The sequence below is a fragment of the Cupriavidus sp. LA-1 genome (genome assembly GCF_055385985.1).
Genome location: NZ_AP031387.1, coordinates 253,743 through 274,753, shown reverse-complemented (window position 1 = coordinate 274,753; position 21,011 = coordinate 253,743). Strand labels below are relative to the sequence as shown.

The 21,011-nt window shown below is 67.1% G+C and carries 20 protein-coding genes and 1 tRNA gene; 10 read left to right on the top strand and 11 right to left on the bottom strand.

All coding sequences use genetic code 11. The annotated features are described in order from the left end of the window. Positions 1 to 23: 23 nt before the first annotated feature. Genes ACZ5MJ_RS01380 through ACZ5MJ_RS01370 form a run of 3 tightly spaced genes read right to left on the bottom strand, consistent with a single transcriptional unit; the run spans position 24 to position 3,390 of the window. Positions 24 to 923, bottom strand: coding sequence for a 2OG-Fe(II) oxygenase (locus tag ACZ5MJ_RS01380; RefSeq protein WP_464221809.1), 900 nt, complete (start codon positions 921 to 923; stop codon positions 24 to 26). Beyond that, on the bottom strand, positions 920 to 1,663 hold the full coding sequence (locus tag ACZ5MJ_RS01375) for a lytic transglycosylase domain-containing protein (protein ID WP_464221808.1): 744 nt from the start codon (positions 1,661 to 1,663) through the stop codon (positions 920 to 922). The genes ACZ5MJ_RS01380 and ACZ5MJ_RS01375 overlap by 4 nt, the downstream gene beginning before the upstream one ends. A gap of 5 nt (positions 1,664 to 1,668) precedes the next feature. Continuing rightward, the gene (locus tag ACZ5MJ_RS01370; protein WP_464221806.1) at positions 1,669 to 3,390 is read right to left on the bottom strand and encodes a proline--tRNA ligase; all 1,722 of its coding nucleotides are present in this window, start codon (positions 3,388 to 3,390) and stop codon (positions 1,669 to 1,671) included. Between the two features lie 193 nt (positions 3,391 to 3,583). Between ACZ5MJ_RS01370 and ACZ5MJ_RS01365 the strand changes: the two genes are divergently transcribed. Both ACZ5MJ_RS01365 and ACZ5MJ_RS01360 read left to right on the top strand, forming a co-directional pair. Beyond that, positions 3,584 to 4,267 (top strand): RNA pyrophosphohydrolase, encoded by a 684-nt coding sequence (locus ACZ5MJ_RS01365; RefSeq protein ID WP_464221804.1) that lies wholly within the window; start codon positions 3,584 to 3,586, stop codon positions 4,265 to 4,267. Continuing rightward, a complete protein-coding gene (locus ACZ5MJ_RS01360; protein ID WP_464221802.1) occupies positions 4,260 to 4,841 on the top strand; it encodes a CNP1-like family protein in 582 nt (193 codons plus the stop codon). Before ACZ5MJ_RS01365 ends, ACZ5MJ_RS01360 begins: the two co-directional genes overlap by 8 nt. A gap of 116 nt (positions 4,842 to 4,957) precedes the next feature. On the opposite strand, the gene proB is transcribed toward ACZ5MJ_RS01360, so the two are convergent. From proB to rplU, 4 genes are all read right to left on the bottom strand, one after another. Further along, positions 4,958 to 6,076 (bottom strand): glutamate 5-kinase, encoded by a 1,119-nt coding sequence (gene proB / locus ACZ5MJ_RS01355; protein WP_464221800.1) that lies wholly within the window; start codon positions 6,074 to 6,076, stop codon positions 4,958 to 4,960. A gap of 98 nt (positions 6,077 to 6,174) precedes the next feature. Then, positions 6,175 to 7,272 carry a GTPase ObgE gene (gene obgE, locus ACZ5MJ_RS01350; protein WP_464221798.1) on the bottom strand — a complete coding sequence of 366 codons (1,098 nt, stop codon included), beginning with the start codon at positions 7,270 to 7,272 and terminating at the stop codon, positions 6,175 to 6,177. A gap of 204 nt (positions 7,273 to 7,476) precedes the next feature. Next, the gene (gene rpmA / locus ACZ5MJ_RS01345; protein ID WP_010814747.1) at positions 7,477 to 7,737 is read right to left on the bottom strand and encodes a 50S ribosomal protein L27; all 261 of its coding nucleotides are present in this window, start codon (positions 7,735 to 7,737) and stop codon (positions 7,477 to 7,479) included. Between the two features lie 39 nt (positions 7,738 to 7,776). After that, the gene (gene rplU / locus ACZ5MJ_RS01340) at positions 7,777 to 8,088 is read right to left on the bottom strand and encodes a 50S ribosomal protein L21 (RefSeq protein ID WP_006576525.1); all 312 of its coding nucleotides are present in this window, start codon (positions 8,086 to 8,088) and stop codon (positions 7,777 to 7,779) included. A 527-nt stretch (positions 8,089 to 8,615) separates the two neighbouring features. Here rplU and ispB point away from each other — a divergent pair. The 8 genes from ispB to ACZ5MJ_RS01300 all read left to right on the top strand — a co-directional run bounded on the left by ispB (position 8,616) and on the right by ACZ5MJ_RS01300 (position 16,062). Next, positions 8,616 to 9,545, top strand: a complete 930-nt coding sequence (gene ispB, locus ACZ5MJ_RS01335) for an octaprenyl diphosphate synthase (RefSeq protein ID WP_464223628.1) — start codon at positions 8,616 to 8,618, stop codon at positions 9,543 to 9,545. Between the two features lie 130 nt (positions 9,546 to 9,675). Next, positions 9,676 to 9,752: transfer RNA gene (locus ACZ5MJ_RS01330), tRNA-Pro, on the top strand. A 463-nt stretch (positions 9,753 to 10,215) separates the two neighbouring features. Continuing rightward, positions 10,216 to 11,940, top strand: a complete 1,725-nt coding sequence (pilB, locus tag ACZ5MJ_RS01325; RefSeq protein WP_464221790.1) for a type IV-A pilus assembly ATPase PilB — start codon at positions 10,216 to 10,218, stop codon at positions 11,938 to 11,940. 58 nt (positions 11,941 to 11,998) lie between these two features. Further along, the gene (locus ACZ5MJ_RS01320) at positions 11,999 to 13,270 is read left to right on the top strand and encodes a type II secretion system F family protein (RefSeq protein WP_464221789.1); all 1,272 of its coding nucleotides are present in this window, start codon (positions 11,999 to 12,001) and stop codon (positions 13,268 to 13,270) included. A gap of 3 nt (positions 13,271 to 13,273) precedes the next feature. Further along, the gene (locus tag ACZ5MJ_RS01315; RefSeq protein WP_464221787.1) at positions 13,274 to 14,188 is read left to right on the top strand and encodes a prepilin peptidase; all 915 of its coding nucleotides are present in this window, start codon (positions 13,274 to 13,276) and stop codon (positions 14,186 to 14,188) included. 73 nt (positions 14,189 to 14,261) lie between these two features. Continuing rightward, complete coding sequence (gene coaE, locus ACZ5MJ_RS01310; RefSeq protein WP_464221785.1) at positions 14,262 to 14,888, top strand: dephospho-CoA kinase; 627 nt, start codon at positions 14,262 to 14,264, stop codon at positions 14,886 to 14,888. A 209-nt stretch (positions 14,889 to 15,097) separates the two neighbouring features. After that, the gene (gene zapD / locus ACZ5MJ_RS01305) at positions 15,098 to 15,856 is read left to right on the top strand and encodes a cell division protein ZapD (RefSeq protein ID WP_464221783.1); all 759 of its coding nucleotides are present in this window, start codon (positions 15,098 to 15,100) and stop codon (positions 15,854 to 15,856) included. A gap of 17 nt (positions 15,857 to 15,873) precedes the next feature. Continuing rightward, the gene (locus tag ACZ5MJ_RS01300; RefSeq protein ID WP_116337924.1) at positions 15,874 to 16,062 is read left to right on the top strand and encodes a DNA gyrase inhibitor YacG; all 189 of its coding nucleotides are present in this window, start codon (positions 15,874 to 15,876) and stop codon (positions 16,060 to 16,062) included. Positions 16,063 to 16,104: 42 nt separating this feature from the next. On the opposite strand, the gene ACZ5MJ_RS01295 is transcribed toward ACZ5MJ_RS01300, so the two are convergent. The 4 genes from ACZ5MJ_RS01295 to argJ all read right to left on the bottom strand — a co-directional run bounded on the left by ACZ5MJ_RS01295 (position 16,105) and on the right by argJ (position 20,894). After that, positions 16,105 to 18,144 carry an OPT family oligopeptide transporter gene (locus ACZ5MJ_RS01295; protein ID WP_464221782.1) on the bottom strand — a complete coding sequence of 680 codons (2,040 nt, stop codon included), beginning with the start codon at positions 18,142 to 18,144 and terminating at the stop codon, positions 16,105 to 16,107. A 93-nt stretch (positions 18,145 to 18,237) separates the two neighbouring features. Beyond that, the gene (locus ACZ5MJ_RS01290; protein ID WP_464221781.1) at positions 18,238 to 18,684 is read right to left on the bottom strand and encodes an NUDIX domain-containing protein; all 447 of its coding nucleotides are present in this window, start codon (positions 18,682 to 18,684) and stop codon (positions 18,238 to 18,240) included. Next, entirely contained in the window at positions 18,681 to 19,586 is a 906-nt protein-coding gene (locus ACZ5MJ_RS01285; protein WP_464221780.1) for an ATP-binding protein, read from the bottom strand. The genes ACZ5MJ_RS01290 and ACZ5MJ_RS01285 overlap by 4 nt, the downstream gene beginning before the upstream one ends. A gap of 81 nt (positions 19,587 to 19,667) precedes the next feature. Then, positions 19,668 to 20,894 (bottom strand): bifunctional glutamate N-acetyltransferase/amino-acid acetyltransferase ArgJ, encoded by a 1,227-nt coding sequence (gene argJ / locus ACZ5MJ_RS01280; protein WP_464221778.1) that lies wholly within the window; start codon positions 20,892 to 20,894, stop codon positions 19,668 to 19,670. Positions 20,895 to 21,011: the final 117 nt, after the last annotated feature.

Here is a 21,011-nt window from a genome sequence, read left to right as displayed (position 1 = left end):
CTTGCGGCGCCCCGCCGGCGCCATCAACGCTCGCTGCGGTATGGGCGTTCGCGCAGCCATTTGGTGGCGATCCACTTCTCGCCGGATGCCACCGGCAGGCCCGCGTGCAGGGTGCGGTCGTCGAGCGTGCCGTCCGGCAGCAGGTAGCTGAAGTACACCGCGTTGCCCTTGACCGGCGCCACCTCCAGGCCCACGCGCGGGAACGCGGTGGCGCCGCCCGCCTCGGGCGTGTTCAGGTAGATCACCAGGGTGGCGATGCGCTGCCCGCCGACGGCAAGCTGGCGCGCCTCGCCGGGGCGCTGCGGGTTGAAGTAGTCGAAGTGCGGCTGGTACTCGCCGCCGGGCTTGTAGTTGAGGATCTGCAGCCCTTCGCCATGCTCGGCCGGCACGCCGGTAACCGCGGCGATGCGGGCCTCGATGCGCGCGATCAGGGCATGCTCGGCCACCTGGAACATCGCGCCCATGCTGGTGCGGGCGTCGATCAGGTTTTCGTCGCCGGTGTCGGGGTTGACCACCGGCGAGCGCGCCAGCCGGCCGCGCGACAGCGCCACCAGGGCATCGCACTCGTCGTCGGTCAGCAGCTGCTGCAACAGCTGGACCTGCGGCGCCTCCAGCCGGAACAGGATCGGGACCTGGCGGTCGCCACCATCGGCCGCGTAGACCGCATGCGTGCCGGCGGCCGCGGGGCGGGCCTGTGCGGGCCGGACCGGCTGAGCTGGCGTGGGGCCATCGGCGCCCGGTGCAAACGCCGTGGCCACGGCCTGGCGCGCGAAGGCATCGTCATAGCCCGAGCGCAGCATCGACAGCACCAGCGCATCGGCGGCAAAGCCCTGCGCGATATGCCGGGCCAGCCATTGTTCGAGTTCGGGCGAGGATGCGGTGTAGCCGGCCTTGCCGCCGGCAACGGATGCTTCGCGGATCATGACGGGTTGGCTGCGACGCGTTGCGGCGAGAACGGGTTGCGGGCAGGCGGCTCCGCCACCGGTGCGCGCGGGCGCGACGGCGTGATCTCGGGTTCGCCGGCCACGGTGACAGTGGCTTCGGAATACTGCCAGCGCTTCCACGCGGCCAGCACGGCGTTGGGGTACTCGGGGCGGCCGCGGCTGCCGTTGTAGCGGCCCAGCGCCAGGTACAGGTCACCCTGCTCGCGGTCCAGGTAGTAGCGCAGGATGGTGCAGCCGTAGCGCAGGTTGCTCTGCAGGTGGAAGAGCTTGCGCGCGTCGCTGTCGCCGATGGTGCGCACCCAGAACGGCATTACCTGCATCAGCCCGCGCGCACCGGCCGCGCTGATCGCGTACTTGCGGAAGTTGCTCTCGACCTGGACCAGGCCCAGCACCAGCGCGGGCTCCAGCCCGGCGCGCTTGGCCTCGTAGTAGGCCACTTCGATCAGTTCCACGCGCATCTGCGGCTCGGGGATGCGCGATGCCAGGCGGGCGGACATCTCGCCCAGCCACTTCAGGTAGGCCAGGCGCTCGCCGCCGGATGCAAACACCGGCCGCGTGGGCCGGTCATCGGCAATGGCGGCGGCCAGCGCGCCGCGCACGGAATCGGCCAGGTCTTCTTCCTTTTGCGCGCCGGCATGGGCTGCCACGGCCGCCAGGGCCAGCAGCAGCCCCGCGCCCAGGCGGCGGGCGGCGTCGGTCATGCCGCGGGCGGCGCGCATGGGGCTCAGTTCGCCAGCTGGCTGCGCACGTGGCCAACCACGTCGGCCACGCTGACGGCGGTGGCCTGCGCGTCGCGCCGGCCCTGGTACTCGACCTTGCCTTCCTTCAGGCCGCGGTCGCCCACCACCACGCGGTGCGGCACGCCGATCAGTTCCCAGTCAGCAAACATCACGCCCGGGCGCTCGCCGCGGTCGTCGAGGATGACGTCCACGCCGGCGGCGAGCAGCTCGGCATGGACGCGGTCGGCCTCGGCCTTGACGGCTTCGGAACGGTCGTAGCCGACCGGGCAGATCACCACCGCGAACGGGGCGATCGCGGCCGGCCAGATGATGCCGCGCTCATCGAAATTCTGTTCGATCGCCGCGCCCAGGATACGGGTGACGCCAATGCCATAGCAGCCCATCTGCATCGGCTGGGTCTTGCCGTTCTCGTCCAGGAAGGTCGCGTTCATGGACTCGGAATAGCGCGTGCCCAGCATGAACACGTGGCCCACCTCGATGCCGCGGCAGATTTCCAGCGTGCCCTGGCCGTCCGGCGAGGCGTCGCCGGCCACCACGTTGCGCAGGTCGGCCACGATCGGCTCGGGCAGGTCGCGGCCCCAGTTGACGCCGGTGTAGTGGTAGTCGCGGTAGTTGGCGCCGCAGACGAAGTCGCTCATGTTGGCGACGGTGCGGTCGGCCACCACCTTGACCGGCTTCTTCAAGTCGATCGGGCCCAGGTAGCCCGGCGGCGAGCCGAAGGCGTCGACGATCTCGTTCTCGGTGGCAAAGCGGAAGTCCGCCAGGCCCGGCACCTTGGACGCCTTGACCTCGTTCAGCTCGTGGTCGGCACGGATCAGCAGCAGCCAGATCTCGGCGCCGGCCTCGGTGTCCTTGGCCAGCACGATCGACTTGACGTTGCGCTCGAGCGGGACGTTCAGGAATGCCGCCACCTGCTCGCACTTGACCTTTTCCGGGGTGAAGGCCTTGACCAGGTCTTCCCCGGGCGCGGCGCGCCCGGCCAGCAGCGGCAGCGCCTCGGCGGCCTCCATGTTGGCGGCGTAGTCCGAGGTCGGGCAGTAGACGATGGCGTCTTCGCCGGTCTCGGCGATCACGTGGAACTCATGCGAGCCCGAGCCGCCGATGGCGCCGTTGTCGGCCGCCACGGCGCGGAAATCCAGGCCAAAGCGGCGAAAGATGCGCACGTAGGCGTCGTACATGTTCTCGTACGACTTGCGCAGGCCGTCGGTGTCGCGGTCGAAGGAATAGGCATCCTTCATGGTGAACTCGCGCCCGCGCATGATGCCGAAGCGCGGCCGGCGCTCGTCGCGGAACTTGGTCTGGATCTGGTAGAAATTGACCGGCAGCTGCTTGTAGCTGCGGATTTCCGAGCGGGCGATGTCGGTCACCACCTCTTCCGAGGTCGGCTGGACCGCGAAGTCGCGCTCATGGCGGTCCTTCAGGCGCAGCAGTTCGGGGCCCATCTTGTCCCAGCGGCCGGTTTCCTGCCACAGCTCGGCCGGCTGGATCACCGGCATGGCCAGCTCCACCGCGCCGGCCCGGTTCATTTCCTCGCGGACGATGTTCTCCACCTTGCGGATCACGCGCAGTCCGATCGGCATGTAGTTGTAGATGCCGGCACCCAGCTTCTTGATCATGCCGGCGCGCATCATCAGCTTGTGCGAAACGATTTCCGCGTCGGCGGGCGCTTCCTTGAGGGTGGAAATGAAGAATTGCGAGGCTTTCATCCGTAATTTCTCTCTGGGCCGCCGAGGTCGGAAAAATCCGTCCCGGTGAAATCCGGGGGGCCGGCGGCACTGAATTATGCGCACGCGCCTGAAACTGCCCTTCCGCTCGGGGAAAACCAGCATCCCCCGGTCCGGGCCCGGCTGCGCGCTTCCTTTATAATCAGCGTAATTCTAAAGGATTCGAGGTGCAGTCATGCTCGATCGTGAAGGCTTTCGCCCGAACGTCGGCATCATCCTCCTCAACGCAAGAAACGAGGTTTTCTGGGGCAAGCGAATCGGCGAACACTCCTGGCAGTTCCCGCAAGGTGGCATCAAGTACGGCGAAACGCCGGAACAGGCCATGTACCGCGAACTGCATGAGGAAACCGGCCTGCTTCCGGAGCACGTCAGGATCGTCGGTCGCACGCGCGACTGGCTGCGTTACGAGGTGCCGGACAAGTTCATCCGCCGCGAGATCCGCGGCCACTACAAGGGCCAGAAACAAATCTGGTTCCTGCTGCGCATGGCCGGCAGGGACTGCGATATCCACTTGCGCGCCACCGATCACCCGGAGTTCGACGCCTGGCGCTGGAGCCATTACTGGGTGCCGCTGGAGGCGGTGATCGAGTTCAAGCGCGATGTTTACCAGCTGGCGCTGACGGAATTGTCGCGCTTCCTGAACCGGCACCCGCGCGTGCCGCTGAGTCCTTATGGTACGCACGGCACACATGGCCCCCACGGCATGCATGGCCGCCACGGCGGGCCGCGCAGCCAGGCGCTCAGCCGCGCCCAGCAGGCGCAGCAGGCCGACGCCGACTGCCATGCCGAGGCCGAGCATGCGGCGGAGCACGTATCGCCGGCGACGCCGGTTTCCACCTCACGGAGCACTGATGAATAGTTTTACCGGCCTGGGCCGCCGCGGCGGCCTGAGTGCTGCCGGATTGCTGCTTGCCGCGGCCAGCCTTGCGCTGGCCGGCTGCAAGACCACCGGCAAGGAGATGGCGCAGGAAGAAAGCAGCTGGAGCAACCCGTTCGCGCCCAAGGCCTTCGAGGAAGCCAAGGCGATGCTGCCGCCGCCGCCGCAGGACGCCAACCTGATCCCGTTCTCGGTGTCGGGCACCGGCTCGCTGTCGTTTGCGGTGGATGGCAAGTCGGTCTCGGTGGGCAAGGACAAAGTGGTGCGCTACACCGTCGTCACCACCAGCGACAGCGGCGCGCGCAACGTAACCTTTGAAGGCATGCGCTGCGACGTGTTCGAGCGCAAGCTCTACGCCACGCTACCCAAGGGCGCGACCGAATGGGTGCCCAACCGCAGCGACTACGGCGAGACCTGGCACCGCATGGAGACCGGCGTGCGCAACGCCTACGCCGCCACGCTGGCGATCGATTTCTTCTGCGATGCCCATACCGTGGCCGGCACTGCCGACGCCATGGTGCGCGACCTGCAAACGCACGCGCCGCGCAAGCGCTGAAGCGCGGCGTCGGCATGAAAAACGGCGGGGCTGCCAGGCAGTCCCGCCGTTTTTGTTTGCGCCCGGCCTTTAGAACCCATTTCATAATGAAATGGGTTCTTAGCCGCGATGCCGGGTCAGACCAGCACGAGGTTGTCGCGGTGGATCAGTTCGGGCTCGTTCAGGTGGCCGAGCACGGACTCGATCTCGGACGAGGGCTTGCGCGCGATCAGCCGCGCCTCGGCGCTGGAATAGTTGGTGATGCCGCGCGCGACCTCCTTGCCCTGGGTGTCGACGCAGGCGATCACCTCGCCGCGGGCGAACTCGCCCTGCACTTCCGTCACGCCGATCGGCAGCAGCGACTTGCCGCCGCTGGTGAGTTTCTCTACCGCGCCGTTGTCGATCAGGACCCGGCCGCGCAGCTGCAGGTGGTCGGCCATCCATTGCTTGCGCGCCGTGAGCCGCCCGGTCGGCGCCAGCAGCTGGGTGCCGATGGCCTCGCCCGCGGCCAGGCGCTCCAGCACGTTGGCTTCGCGCCCGGAGGCGATGGTGGTGTGGGCGCCGGACTTGGCCGCGCGCTTGGCCGCCAGGATCTTGGTCAGCATGCCGCCGCGCCCGATCGACGTGCCGGCCCCGCCGGCCATGGCTTCCAGCTCGGGCGTGCCGGCCAGGGCCTCGTCCACGAACTGCGCGGCCGGGTCCTTGCGCGGATCGGCGGTGTACAGGCCGCGCTGGTCGGTCAGGATCACCAGCACATCGCCTTCGATCAGGTTGGTCACCAGCGCGCCCAGCGTGTCGTTGTCGCCGAACTTGATTTCGTCGGTGACCACGGTGTCGTTCTCGTTGATGATCGGCACCACGCCCAGGGACAACAGCGTGAGCAGGGTCGAGCGCGCGTTCAGGTAGCGTTCGCGGTCGGCCAGGTCGGCGTGGGTCAGCAGCACCTGCGCGGTGCGGATGCCATAGCGGCCGAACTGGCTTTCATAGACCTGCGCCAGGCCCATCTGGCCGACGGCGGCGGCAGCCTGCAGCTCGTGGATTTCCTTCGGGCGGCGCACCCAGCCCAGGCGCTGCATGCCTTCGGCGATGGCGCCGGAGCTGACCAGCACCACTTCCTTGCCGGCCACGCGCAGCCTGGCGATCTGAGCCGCCCAGCGGGCGATGGCGTCGTGATCCAGACCCTTGCCGTCGTTGGTGACCAGGCTGGAACCGACTTTGACGACGATGCGCTTTGCCTGCGCGATGACCGATTGCATGACGGGAATCCTGTCTCCCGGGCAGCCGGCGGCGGGCGCCGCGCCCGAATTGTCCGTGGGTATTCTTCTGGGTTGGGACGCGCCGGCGGCCGTCCCGCTTATGCTTCGTCCTGCCCCTGGTCGACGTTGTGCAGGCGCTCGTCCAGGCGGATGTCCGGCTCGGCCAGCGCCGCGGCCTCTTCGGCCTTGATCGCCTGCAGGTGGTCCTTGATCGCGTAGATCAGCTCGCGGCAGCCTTCGCCGGTCAGCGCCGAGATCTGGAACACCGGGCCCTTCCACTTGTAGCGCTTGAGGAAGTCCTTCACCCTGGCCGCGCGCTCTTCGTCGGGAACCACGTCGAGCTTGTTCAGCACCAGCCAGCGCGGCTTGTCGTACAGGGTCTCGTCGTACTTCTTCAGTTCGTTGACGATGGCCTTGGCCTCGGCCACCGGGTCGACCGCTTCGTCGAACGGTGCCAGGTCCACGATATGCAGCAGCAGGCCGGTGCGCTGCAGGTGGCGCAGGAACTGGTGGCCCAGGCCCGCGCCTTCGGCGGCGCCTTCGATCAGGCCGGGGATGTCGGCAACCACGAACGATTGTTCATGGTCCACGCGCACCACGCCCAGGTTCGGATGCAGCGTGGTGAACGGATAGTCCGCCACCTTCGGGCGCGCGTTGGACACATGCGAGATAAAGGTCGACTTGCCGGCGTTGGGCATGCCCAGCAGGCCGACGTCGGCCAGCACCTTGAGCTCGAGCTTGAGCATGCGGCGCTCGCCCGGCTTGCCGTCCACCTGCTGGCGCGGCGCGCGGTTGGTACTGGACTTGAAGTGCAGGTTGCCCCAGCCGCCCATGCCGCCTTCGGCCAGGCATACGCGCTGGCCGTGCTCGGTCAGGTCGGCGATGACTTCGCCGGTGTCCATGTCGGTGATCAGCGTGCCCACCGGCATGCGCAGCGCGATGTCCTCGCCGGCGGCGCCGTAGCAGTCGGAGCCGCGGCCGTTCTCGCCGTTGCGGGCGACATGCTTCTTGGCGTAGCGGAAGTCGATCAGCGTATTGATGTTGCGGTCCGCCACGGCGAACACGCTGCCGCCGCGGCCGCCATCGCCACCATCCGGGCCGCCGAAGGGCACAAACTTCTCGCGCCGGAACGAGGCGCTGCCATTGCCGCCGTTGCCGGCGATGGCTTCGATTCGGGCTTCGTCGATGAACTTCATGATGGTTTTCCGTGATGGATCGGCGCGCGGGCGGCTGGATGCCGCCTGCCGGCCGGGCACACCGCAAAAGGCGCTATCCGAACGACCATGCGCGCGGCGCAGGGGGCTGCGGCGGCGGGACCGTCTGGATAGTGCCTCTAATTGTGGCCAGAAAAGAAAAAGCCCCGCAAGGGTTGCGGGGCCTTCATCCTGCAAAGGCTGTTATCAGGCCGCCGGAACGACGCTGACTTGCTGCTTCTTGGCAGGGCCCTTGACGGCGAACTGCACGTGGCCGTCCACCAGGGCAAACAGCGTGTGGTCCTTGCCCACGCCGACGTTGTCGCCGGCATGCACGCGGGTACCGCGTTGGCGGATGATGATGCCGCCGGCGTTGATGGCCTGGCCACCAAACACCTTCACGCCCAGACGCTTCGATTCGGAATCACGGCCGTTCCGCGTGGAACCGCCGCCTTTTTTCTGTGCCATGTCTTACTCCTGTCGCTTTACCTGGTTACGCTCGATCGATCAGGCAACGATCGCTTCGATGCGCAGTTCGGTGTAATTCTGACGATGGCCCTGACGCTTCTGGTAGTGCTTGCGACGGCGCATCTTGAAGATCTTCACCTTGTCGTGACGACCTTGGGAGATAACGGTAGCTTTGACGGAAGCCCCGCTAACCAGCGGCGTACCAAACTTGATTTGGTCGCCGGCGCCCACTGCGAGCACCTGGTCGAGCGTGATTTCTGCGCCAATGTCTGCCGGTATCTGTTCTACTTTCAGTTTTTCGCCAGCAGCAACCTTGTATTGCTTGCCGCCGGTTTTTACGACCGCGTACATTGTCGAACCTCTCGGATGTGAATAAAACGCCTTGCCGGCACTGGCGCGCCCTGCGCAGCCGGTCAAAGCACGGCGTAGCGCGTGGGCGGGCTCACTGCGGCCCGGTTATCCCCCGCCGGCCAGAACCCGCAAAGCGAGCGCAACAGCCGGAGGAAACCGGTAATTGTAAACGAGATCCGGGAAAAGCGCAAAGAAAACAGGCACATAGCCTGTACGCGGCGATAGCGCCACAGCAAGTGTGGCATGCGCCTCAGGTCAGCTCGGCGAGAAGGAATCCGGCCAGTGCGGCAAAAGCCACCCACAGCGCAGTGCGGCGCAGCGGGCGACGGGGTGCGGGCTTGTTCATGGCGCCATTATAGATGCGCCCCATGCGGACACCCTGGGCGCATCCCCCGATCGGGTATGTTTAGAAGCGGCCCATACGTAGAACGCCTTGCGCATCGCATATAATCGTCCGGTTTTGCGTAACGGTGATCATCTTGCCCCAGCCTTCCGCCACTGCCTTGCTTGCCCCGGTCGCTGCAGACATGCGCGCGGTCGATGCTGTTATCCGCCAGCGGCTATCCTCTGAAGTCCCACTGATCGAACAGATCGGCGAATACATCATCAGCGCGGGCGGCAAGCGCCTGCGCCCGGTGATCCTGCTGCTGATGGCGCGCGCGATGGGCTACGACGGCAACCGCCACCACGAGCTGGCCGCCGTCGTGGAATTCATCCACACCGCCACCCTGCTGCACGACGACGTCGTCGACGAGTCCGAGCTGCGGCGCGGGCGCGACACCGCCAACGCCGTGTTCGGCAACGCCGCCAGCGTGCTGGTGGGCGACTTCCTCTATTCGCGCGCGTTCCAGATGATGGTCGATGCGGGCAGCATGCGCATCATGGAGATCCTGTCCAACGCGACCAACGTGATCGCCGAGGGCGAGGTGCTGCAGCTGCTGAACATGCACGACCCCGAGGTCACCGTCGAGCGCTACCTGCAGGTCATCCGCTACAAGACCGCCAAGCTGTTCGAGGCCGCCGCGCAGCTCGGCGCCGTGCTGGCCGGCGCCGACGCGCAGATGGAAGAAGCCGCGGCCGAATACGGCCGCCGCATCGGCACCGCCTTCCAGCTGATCGACGACATGCTGGACTACACCGCCAGCGCCGAGCAGATGGGCAAGAACGCCGGCGACGACCTGCGCGAAGGCAAACCCACCCTGCCGCTGCTGCACCTGCTGGAACACGGCACGCCCGAGCAGCGCCAGCTGGCGCGCGATGCCGTCGTGCAGGGCGGCACCGAGCACTTCGACGCCGTGTTCGCCGCGATCCACGCCAGCGGCGCGCTGGAGGTCACCTTCGAGGCCGCACGGCGCGAGGCCGAGGCCGCCGAGCAGGCGGCACGGCAGTTCCCGCCGTCCGAGCTGAAGGAAACCCTGATCCAGCTCTGCGCGTTCTCGCTGCAGCGGCAGTCCTGACACCACCACGGGGATGGCAGCGGAAGCGGGACGAACGGCGATTTTCCTCACCCTCTTCCATTCCCAAAAAAACACTGCTAAACTTACCTTCTTTGCTGCTGACGACCAAACGTCTGCCAGCAAACCAAATCGGGGTGTAGCTTAGCCTGGTAGAGCGCTACGTTCGGGACGTAGAGGCCGGAGGTTCGAATCCTCTCACCCCGACCAGATTTAAAAGGCCGAATCAACTGACGTTGATTCGGCCTTTTGTCTTTCTGCACTCCTCCCCGCCCCCCTCATCCCTTGATCGCCTTGCGCTGACGCTTGAATGTCTTCAGGCCGGCCGCGGAGAACAGCTGGCTGCGCCCCTCTTCCGCATGGGGAACCAGCTTGCCGCCTCAGATCAAAACGGTGTGGCGTCTTCCGTTGTGAAAGGGCCAATGGAAACGTGGGAACGGACAGGGATTCCTCTCAAAAGGGCCACGGCCCACACGTAGCGAAGTTGCCCTAAACGCCCTCCCCCCTTCATCAGGGTTGCGCTCGTGTCGCGCAAACGCCAATGCCGCGCCGCCATCGCCTTTACAAAAAGTGACCCCAGCGGCAAACTGCCCCGATCCGGGGACGTGGGTCTGTCCGCCCCCGCCTGCATGGCATCCGCCATCGCCTAACCGCACCGCACAGCGCATCTGTCATGACACTCGGTCTTGCCCTGGCCCAGAGCCGGCGTATCGCGCCCGCCCTGCTTGCTCAGCTGGAGCAGGCCGCGCGTGAAAAGCAGTCGCAGCTGATCGACGAGATCATCGGCAGCGGCACCATGAGCGCGCACGACCTGGCGCTGTTCGCCGCGGACAAGTACCAGCTGCCGCTGCTGGACCTGGCCCAGTACAACCTGACCAAGGTGCCGTCGGCACTGGCTGGCAACCGCGAATTCCACGCGCACCGGCTGCTGCCGCTGGGCCGGCGCGAGAACCGGCTGTTGCTGGCGATGTCCGACCCGTCCAACCAGGCCGGGCTGGATGCCATCAAGGAAAAGTACAAGCTGCCGGTCGAAGCGGTGGTGGTCGAGCACGACAAGCTGATGAAGCATGTGCGCTCCGCCGGCGAGGCCCTGGGCACCATGAAGAACATCTCGCCGGTGCAGGCCGAGCGCAAGATGATCGAATACGATCCGGTGGCCGCGGCCGGCAACCAGCGCAACCGCACCACCGCCGACAATATCGACGACGCCCCGGTGGTGCGTTTCCTGCAGAAGCTGCTGACCGAGGCCTTCCACCGTGGCGCCTCGGACCTGCACTTCGAGCCGTTCGAGACCTTCTACCGCATCCGCTTCCGCGTCGACGGCGTGCTGCAGGAGGTCGCGCGCCCGCCGCTGGATATCCGCGACAAGGTCGCCACCCGCATCAAGGTGCTGTCGCGGCTGGATATTTCTGAAAAGCGCGTGCCGCAGGACGGCCGCATGAAGCTGCTGCTCTCCCTGCCCAAGGACAAGGATTCCAAGGAAACGGTCGAGAAGGCGGTGGACTTCCGCGTATCGACGCTGCCGACGCTGTTCGGCGAGAAGATCGTGATGCGGATTCTCGAATCGTCGTCCGACAAGCTTGATATCGACCAGCTCGGCTATGAGCCCGGGCAGAAGGCGCTGCTGCTGGACGTGATCAAGCGCCCCTACGGCATGGTGCTGGTGACCGGCCCCACCGGCAGCGGCAAGACGGTGTCGCTGTACACCTTCCTGAACCTGCTGAACCAGGGCGACATCAATATCTCCACCGCCGAGGACCCGGCGGAAATCCAGCTGCCGGGCATCAACCAGGTCAACGTCAACGAGAAGGCGGGCCTGACCTTTGCCGCGGCGCTGCGCTCGTTCCTGCGCCAGGATCCGGACATCATCATGGTCGGCGAAATCCGCGACCTGGAAACCGCCGATATCTCGATCAAGGCCGCGCAGACCGGCCACCTGGTGTTGTCGACACTGCACACCAACGATGCGCCGACCACGCTGACCCGTTTGATGAACATGGGTGTGGCGGCCTTCAATATTGCGTCGAGCGTGCTGATGATCACCGCGCAGCGGCTGGCGCGGCGGCTGTGCCACTGCAAGCGCGAGGGCGAGATCCCGCGCGAGGCGCTGCTGGAGGCGGGCTTCCGCGAACAAGACCTGGACGGCAGCTGGCAGCCCTACCACCCGGTCGGCTGCGAGCGCTGCAACGGCACCGGCTACAAGGGCCGCTGCGGCATCTACCAGGTCATGCCGATCACCGAACCGATGCAGGAAATCATCCTGACGCACGGCACGGCGTTACAGATTGCAGAGCAGGCGCGCAAGGACGGCGTGCTATCGTTGCGCGAAGCGGGCCTGCTGAAGGTAAAGCAGGGCGTCACGTCACTCGAAGAAGTGCTGGCGACAACGAATACTTAGGGAAGCCACGTAAATACAAGACGCAGAACAAGCGTCGTTTACATTGGGGGTCAATATCATGGCGACGCGCGCACCAGCGGCGGGTGCCCGGACGGCGGCAGCGTCACGGGCGAAATCAGGGAAGGGGCGCAAGGCGCCCACCCAGTACATCTTCGAGTGGGAAGGCAAGGACCGCAAGGGCAAGACCTTCACCGGCGAGCTGCGCGCCGAAAACCAGGCCGAGGTCACCGCCACGCTGCGCAAGCAGGGCCTGACCATCGTCAAGCTGAAGAAGCGCAAGGCCGCGCGCGGGCGCAAGATCACCCAGAAGGACATTGCCTACTTCACCCGGCAACTGTCCACCATGCTCAAGGCCGGCATTCCGCTGCTGCAGTCGATCGACATCATCGCGCGCGGGCATGCGAACCCCAACTTCACCCAGCTGCTGTCCGACATCCGCTTCGACATCGAGGCCGGCAGCAGCATGGCCGCGGCGTTCCGGCGCCATCCGCAGTATTTCGACACGCTGTACTGCAACCTGATCGATGCCGGCGAACAGGGCGGTATCCTGGACTCGCTGCTGGAGCGCCTGTCGCTCTACATGGAAAAGACCATCGCGCTGAAGAGCCAGATCAAGTCGGCGATGATCTACCCGATCGCGGTGCTGACGGTGGCCTTTGCCGTCACGGTGATCCTGATGCTGTTCGTGATTCCGGCGTTCAAGGGCGTGTTCACCAGCTTCGGCGCCAACCTGCCTGCGCCGACGCTGGTGGTGATCGCGATCTCGGACTTCTTTGTCCGGTACTGGTACGTGGTGATCGGGGTGCCGGTGGCGGGCATCACCTTCTATCTGCGCGCGCTGAAGAAATCCGAGAAAGTACAGCGCGCAACCGACCGCACGCTGCTGAAGCTGCCGATTTTCGGCAACCTGTTCCGCAAGGCCGTGATCGCACGCTGGACCCGCACGCTGGCCACCATGTTCGCCGCCGGCACGCCGCTGGTGGAGTCGATGGAGTCCGTGGCCGGCGCGGCCGGCAACTGGGTCTACTACGACGCCACGCGCGAGATCGAGCAATCGGTGCGCATCGGCACCAGCCTGACCAACGCGATGCAGGCTACCCATGTGTTTGACAACATGGTGCTGCAGATGACGCAGATCGGCGAGGAGTCCGGCGCGCTGGACAACATGCTGCTGAAGGTCGCCGAGTTCTACGAGCGCGAGGTCGACGACGCCGTCGCCGCCATTTCCAGCCTGATCGAGCCGCTGATCATCGTGGTGCTGGGCGTGCTGATCGGCGGCATGGTGGTGGCGATGTACCTGCCGATCTTCAAGCTGGGACAGGTGGTGTAAGCAATGCTGTCCGCGTGGTCCGCTTCTCCCTACCTTTCGTCGCCCCCCTCCGGTAGCGCGCCGCTGCTGCAGGCGCTGGCGGCGCTGCCGCCCGCCTTCCTGGTGGCGCTCGCGGCGCTGCTCGGGCTGGTGGTCGGCAGCTTCCTCAATGTGGTCATCCACCGGGTGCCGCGCATGATGGAGCGCGACGAGGCCAACTATATCGCCGAGCTGCGCGGCGATCCGCTGCCCTACCCCGGCCGCTACAACCTGATGGTGCCGCGCTCGGCCTGCCCGCATTGCGGCCACGCGATCGCGCCCTGGGAAAACGTGCCGGTGCTGAGCTACCTGTTCCTGCGCGGACGCTGCTCGGCATGCAAGGCGCCGATCAGCGTGCGCTATCCGCTGGTGGAGCTGGCCTGCGGCGTGCTGAGCGCGCTGGTGGCGTGGCGCTTCGGCCCCGGCGGGCAGGCGCTGGCCGCGCTGGTGCTGGTGTGGGCGCTGCTGGCGCTGACCATGATCGATGCCGATACGCAATTGCTGCCGGACCAGATCACGCTGCCGCTGCTGTGGCTGGGCCTGCTGCTGAACCTTGGCGGCCTGTTCGTGGCGCTGCCGGACGCGGTGATCGGCGCCGCCGCCGGCTACCTGATGCTGTGGACGGCCTACTGGCTGTTCCGGCTGGTGCGCGGCAAGGAAGGCATGGGCTTTGGCGACTTCAAGCTGATGGCGGCGCTGGGCGCCTGGTTCGGCTGGCAGGCGCTGCCGGCGCTGGTGCTGCTGTCGTCGGTGGTGGGCGTGCTGTTCGGGCTGGCCAATATCGCGCTGCGCCGCCAGGAGCGCGATACGCCCTTCCCGTTCGGGCCCTTCATCGCGCTGGCCGGCGTGGTGGTGCTGCTGTTCGGCCCCGGCGTGCTGCCGCTGTTTGCCTGGCCATGACGGCCATGGCGGTGTCCGACGCCGGCCGCTGAAGCTGGTATCGTTGCAGCAACCCCGTCAAACAGAACCTCACATGCTCGAAATCGGACTGACTGGCGGCATCGGCAGCGGCAAGACCCGCGTGGCCGACATGTTCGCCGCGCATGGCGCCGCGATCATCGACACCGACCTGCTCGCGCATGAGATCACTGCCCCGGGCGGGCGCGCCATCCCGGCGCTGGTCGAGGCCTTCGGCCCCGCCTGCCTGCGCGCGGACGGCGCCATGGATCGCGACGCCATGCGCGCGCTGGTGTTTGCCGACCCGGCCGCCAAGGCGCGGCTTGAGGCCATCACGCACCCGCTGATCCGTGCGCTGACCAGCGAGCGCGCACAGTCGATCCGCGATGCGGGCGAGCATCCTTACCTGATCTACGTGGTGCCGCTGCTGGTGGAATCGGGCACATGGCGCGAGCGCGTGGGCCGCGTGCTGGTGGTGGACTGCACCGAGGCCACCCAGGTGGCGCGCGTGATGTCGCGCAACGGCTTCAGCCGTGAGCAGGTGCAGGCCATCATGGCCAGACAGGCGACACGCGGCGCGCGCCTGGCATGTGCCGACGACGTCATCGACAACGACGGGCCGGTGGAAGCGCTCGTCGCGCAGGTCGACCGGCTCGACCGCTACTATCGTGAACTGTCGGCCGCGGCCACGGTCCATCCATAACGCGCAACCCGGCACGCCGGCGCATGGCATCACGCACGCGACATTGTCCTCGGCCCTTGTCTCGCATAGAATGCGCTGGAATATGCGGGGAAATCGCCGCATACTGCCGGTATCCGCCTGCCATAGATCGCCCCTTCCGGCATTTCCCGGGCCTCATTCTGCACCGGGCCGCTCCTGAAAGCGCCCGACGCCCTGCACGGACATAGCACTTGATTCTGTACGAATACCCTTTCAACGAACGCATCAGGACACTCCTGCGCCTGGAGGACCTGTTCGATCGGCTGGAATATTTTCTCGGCCAGGATCATGCCCATCAGCACCATGTCGCGCTGACCACGCTGTTCGAGATCATCGACGTGGCCGGCCGCGCCGATCTCAAGACCGACCTGATCAAGGAACTGGAGCGCCAGCGCCAGGCCCTGGCGCCGCTGCGCGCCAACCCGCAGATCGACCAGGAGGCGCTCGACGCCATCATCGGCGAGATCGAGCAGGGCATCGGCATGCTCAACCAGACCGTGGGCAAGGCCGGCCAGCTGCTGACCGACAACGAGTGGCTGACCAGCATCCGCAGCCGCGCGATCATCCCAGGCGGCACCTGCGAGTTCGACCTGCCGGCCTACTACGCCTGGCAGCACCGCCCCGCCGAAGACCGCCGCGCCGACATCCTGAAGTGGGTTCGTCCGCTGCTGTCGTTGCGCATGGGCACCAGCATCGTGCTGCGCCTGCTGCGCGAAGCGGGCCAGAGCGGCAAGGTGATCGCCACCGGCGGCAGCTACCAGCAGATGCTGTCCGGGCGCAGCTACCAGCTGATGCAGGTCTGGCTGGACGAATCGCTGCTGGCCTTCATCCCCGAGATGAGCGCCAACAAGTACATGCTGTGGGTGCGCTTCACGCAGCAGGACGGCGACCTGCGCCCGCGCGCGGTCGATGCGGATATCCCGTTCCTGCTGAAACTCTGCAATTTCTGAAGCCTGCGCTGAACGCTATGCCTGCTGTCGTCAAATGCCCCACCTGCGGCACCGAGGTGGCCTGGGTGCCCGACAACAAATTCCGCCCGTTCTGTTCCGAACGCTGCAAGCAGATCGATCTCGGCGCCTGGGCGTCCGAGAAGTACGTGATCGGCGGCAAGCCGGGCGAGACCTCGCCCGACCAGTCTGAAGACGAGGACGACTGAAGGGGCGGCGCAAGCGCCCTCGCCTTCAGCGTCCCCCGTGGCTCAGTGCGCCGCCGCCAGCACGCGGCGGTAGAACCCCACGCACACCAGCACGAACACCGCCAGGCCCAGCCACTGCGCGGTCGCTTCAAACCCGCTCCCGACCAGCGCCAGCGGCGCATCCCTGCCGGACAGGCCGATCACCGCGGCCAGCATCACGCCGACCAGGCTTTCCCCCACGATCAGGCCCGAGGCCAGCAGGGTGCCGCGCCGCTCGGCATGTTCCAGCGCCAGCCTGACGTCGTCGCCGCGCGCGGTGGCGCGGCGGCGCTCGCCGCGCAGCAGGAGCCACGACAGCACCGCCCCGACCACCAGCGCCGAGCTGATCGTCGGCGGCAGGTAGATGCCGATGCCCACCGCCAGCACTGGCAGGCGCGCCGCGCCGCGGCGGCGGCGCAGCGCCTCGTCGATGGCGATCAGCACCACGCCCAGCCCGATGCCGATCAGGATCATGGTCCAGTTGAGCTGGTGGGTGAAGATGCCGGTGGCGATCGCGGTCATCAGCGTCGCCTGCGGCGCGGCCAGCGCCTGGTTCGGGTCCATGCCCGCACGCGGCAGTGCGCCGGCGAAGCCATAGGCGCTGTAGAGCAGTTCCAGCACCGGCGGGATCACCGCGGCGCCGACCACGCAGCCGATCAGCAGCGCCACCTGCTGGCGCCACGGCGTGGCGCCGACCAGCCAGCCGGTCTTCAGGTCCTGCAGGTTGTCGTTGGCGATGGACGCCACCGCCACCACCGCCGAAGTGGTGAAGATCGCCAGCGCAATCGCGAACTTGCTGCCCTCGGGCGTGACCAGCAGCCCGTCGGCCTGGCCCGCCAGCAGGATCAGCAGCGACACCAGGATCACCGCGATGATGCCGATGCCCGAGATCGGGCTGGCCGACGAGCCCACCAGCCCGGCCATGTAGCCGCACGCGGCCGCCACCAGGAAGCCGAAGACAAACGCGAACACCACCGCGTAGATCACCAGGCGCCAGCGCGCGCCGCCATCGAGCGGCGCCGGCGCGAGGAACCAGGCGAACACCGTCACCAGCACCGCCAGCAGCCCCAGCATCACCAGCCCGATCCATCTGGCCGGCATGTCCTGCTGCGTGCGCGGCATCTTGCCCTGCCCCGCCGGCCCGCCCTGCAGCGCGCCGAACGAGGCGCGGATGCCGTACAGCATCGGCCCGGCCAGCGACAGCAGCGTCCAGATCGCGGCGATGCCGATGGTGCCGGCGCCGATAAATCGCGCCTGCTGGCTCCACACCATGGTGCCGAAGGCCGACAGCGTGGCGCCGTCCGGGCGTGGCGTGATGGCGGTCAGCCACGGCACCGCGACGCCCCAGGTCAGCACCAGCCCGAGCAGCATGGCCAGCCCGCCGACGATGCCGACGAGGTAGCCCGCGCCGACCAGCGCCAGCGAGAAGCCCATCGACAGCCGCACCACCGAGGCGCCGGCGGACAGCCAGAAGTTGGCGCCCTCGGCCAGCACGCGCAGCCCGCCGGCGGCAAAGCTGAACAGCCCCGCCACCAGGCCGCCGGCCATCAGGTCGGCCAGGCCGGTCGCCTGCGGCTTCCGGCCCGGTGCGGCCTCGTCCGGCACGGCACTGCCCACGCGCAGGATTTCGGCCGCGGCCACGCCCTCGGGGTAAGGCAGTTCGCTCTGCACCACCATCGCATGGCGCAACGGAATGCTGAACACCACGCCCAGCATGCCGCCGGCCGCACAGATCGCCAGCGTCTGCCAGAACGGAAAGCCCTGCCAGTGGCCCAGCATCACCAGGCCCGGCAGGATAAAGATGATCGACGACAGGGTGCCCGCGGCCGAGGCCTGCGTCTGCACCATGTTGTTTTCCAGGATATTGGCGCCGGGGAAGAGCCGCAGCACGGCCATCGAGATCACGGCCGCCGGGATTGCCGACGAGAACGTCAGGCCGACCTTCAGCCCCAGGTAGATGTTGGAAGCGGTGAACACGACCGTGATCAGCGCACCGAGGATGATGCCGCGCAGGGTCAGTTCAGGCAGGGAAACGTCGTCGGCGATACGATCGACACGGTGCATGCAGGGTCCTTTCCTGTGGATCAGGGCCTGATCAGGCCCTGGCGGCGCACAAGCGGGCGCCGCGGCCGCTTGCCCGACAGCGGGAAGGCAGGGTCAGCCGTTGCCCGATTCCTCGGCCAGCCACGCCACCACGGGAATGGTGGCCGGCAGCAGCGGCTCAACCGTCACCGGTGTGCGCTGCCACGAGAAGGCCTGGCCTTCGCGGCCGACGGGCTCGCCCCGCCAGTCGGTGACCTTGCAGAAATACAGCCGCACATAGGCGTGCGGGTAGTCATGTTCCAGGATGTGCCAGCGCTCGCATTGCGTGACATCAAGGCCCAGCTCTTCATGGAGTTCGCGGGCGAGCGCGGCCTCGACCGACTCGCCGGGCTCCAGCTTGCCGCCGGGGAATTCCCAGTAGCCCTCATAGGGCTTGCCGGCCGGGCGCTGCGCCAGCAGGAAGCGGCCGTCGGGCTGCACCAGCACGCCGACCGCCACCTCGGTCACCTTGCGCGGCGGGTTGCCGCCGGCCTGCGCGGGGTTCTCCGTGGCAGCGCTCATGCCTTGGCGTCTCCGGGGACCTCGGCGATATAGGGCTTGCCGTGCTTGCCGCCCCAGTCGCGCGCGAACTGCCAGGCGACGCGGCCCGAGCGCGAGCCGCGCTCCAATGCCCACACCAGCGCGTCGCCGCGCGCGGCGGCGATGTCCTCTTCGGTGCAGCCGAAATGCCTGAGCCAGTGGCCGACGATGGCCAGGTATTCGTCCTGCTTGGGCGGGTAGAACGACAGCCACAGCCCGAAGCGCTCGGACAGCGAGATCTTCTCTTCCACTACTTCGCCGGGATGGATCTCGCCGTCGTCGGTGTGGCGGTAGGTCTCGTTGTCCTTCATGTATTCCGGCAGCAGGTGCCGGCGATTGGAGGTGGCGTAGATCAGCACGTTGTCCGACTGCGCCGCCACCGAGCCGTCCAGCGCCGACTTGAGCGACTTGTAGCCCGACTCGCCTTCCTCGAACGACAGGTCGTCGCAGAAGATCACGAAGCGCTCGGGGCGCTGCGACACCAGTTCGACGATATCGCCGAGGTCGCCCAGGTCGTCCTTGTCGACTTCAACCAGCCGCAGCCCGTCCTTGACGAAGGCATTGAGGCAGGCCTTGATCAGCGACGACTTGCCGGTGCCGCGCGCGCCGGTCAGCAGCACATTGTTGGCCGGCAGCTGGTTCACGAACTGGCGCGTATTGGCGACGATGGCGTCCTTCTGGCGCTCGATGTTCTTCAGGTCGTCCAGGTGGATCGGCGGCAGCTGGCGCACCGGCTGCAGGTAGCCGATATTGCCGAACAGGCTCTGCCGCTTGCGCCAGCGGAACGCCACGGCCTCCTGCCAGTCGGCATCGCTCAGTTGCGGCGGCAGCCATTGTTCGAGTCGGGCGAGGAAGTTGTCGAGGCGGGCGGCAAGGTCGGACATGGCGGGGACGCGCCAGGGGCGCGGTATCGGCTGGCAGGGAAATCGATGTCCTTCCCACGTGGGCGGGAAGGACGGACAGGCTCAAGAACGATAGTCGGCGTTGATCGACACGTAGTCGTGCGACAGGTCGCAGGTCCATACGGTCGCTTCGGCCTTGCCGCGGCCGAGCGCGATGCGCACGGTAATCTCGGCCTGCTTCATCACGCGCTGGCCGTCTTCTTCGCGGTAGTCGGGGTTGCGGCCGCCGTCGCGGGCGACCCAGACATCGTCCAGCCACAGGTTCACGCGGTCGACGTCGAGGTCATTCACGCCGGCATACCCGACCGCGGCCAGGATGCGGCCCAGGTTGGGGTCCGATGCATAGAACGCGGTCTTGACCAGCGGCGAGTGGGCCACGGCATAGGCGATCTGGCGGCACTCGGCCACATCCTTGCCGCCTTCGACGCGGATGGTCATCAGCTTGGTGGCGCCTTCGCCGTCGCGCACGATCATCTGCGCCAGCTCCTGCGCCAGCGCGGTCACCGCGTCGCGCAGCGCCTCGAAGGCCGGGCCTTCGGCGCGGTCGACCACGGCGCCGGACTTGCCAGTGGCGATCAGCACGAACGAATCGTTGGTCGAGGTATCGCCGTCGATGGTGATGCTGTTGAACGAGTGGTCAGCGGCGTGGGACACCAGCGCCTGCAGCACCGGCTGGGCCACGGCGGCGTCCATGGCGATAAAGCCGAGCATGGTCGCCATGTTCGGGCGGATCATGCCCGCGCCCTTGCTGATGCCCGACAGCGTCACGGTCTTGCCGTCGATCTGCACCGTGCGCGACGCCGCCTTGGGCTGCGTGTCGGTGGTCATGATGGCCTCGGCGGCGGCCAGCCAGTTGTCCGGCTTCGCGTTGGCGATGGCGGCGGGCAGGCCGGCGACCAGGCGGTCCACCGGCAGCGGCTCCAGGATCACGCCGGTCGAGAACGGCAGCACTTGCTCGGGAGCGATGCCCAGTTGCGCGGCCAGCGCGTCGCAGGTGGCGCGGGCATTGGCCAGGCCCGGCTCGCCGGTGCCGGCGTTGGCATTGCCGGTGTTGACTACCAGCGCGCGGATGCCCTTGCCCGCGGCGAGATGCTCGCGGCATACCTGCACCGGCGCGGCGCAGAAGCGGTTGCTGGTGAAGACGCCGGCCACGGTGCTGCCCGCGGCCACGCGCACCACCAGCACGTCCTTGCGGTTGGCCTTGCGGATGCCCGCCTCGGCCCAGCCCAGCTCCACGCCGGCGACGGATTTCAGGTTCTCTGCCTGGGGCAGCGGAAGATTGACGGGCATGTGGACTCCTCTTTCCTGCTTGCGTTGGCTGCTTGCGCCTTCTGCCAGCGAATTGCCTGTTGTTGCTTGTCTCAGACGAACATGCCCGCTATGGGCGGGCATGTCGTTTCCATTCGC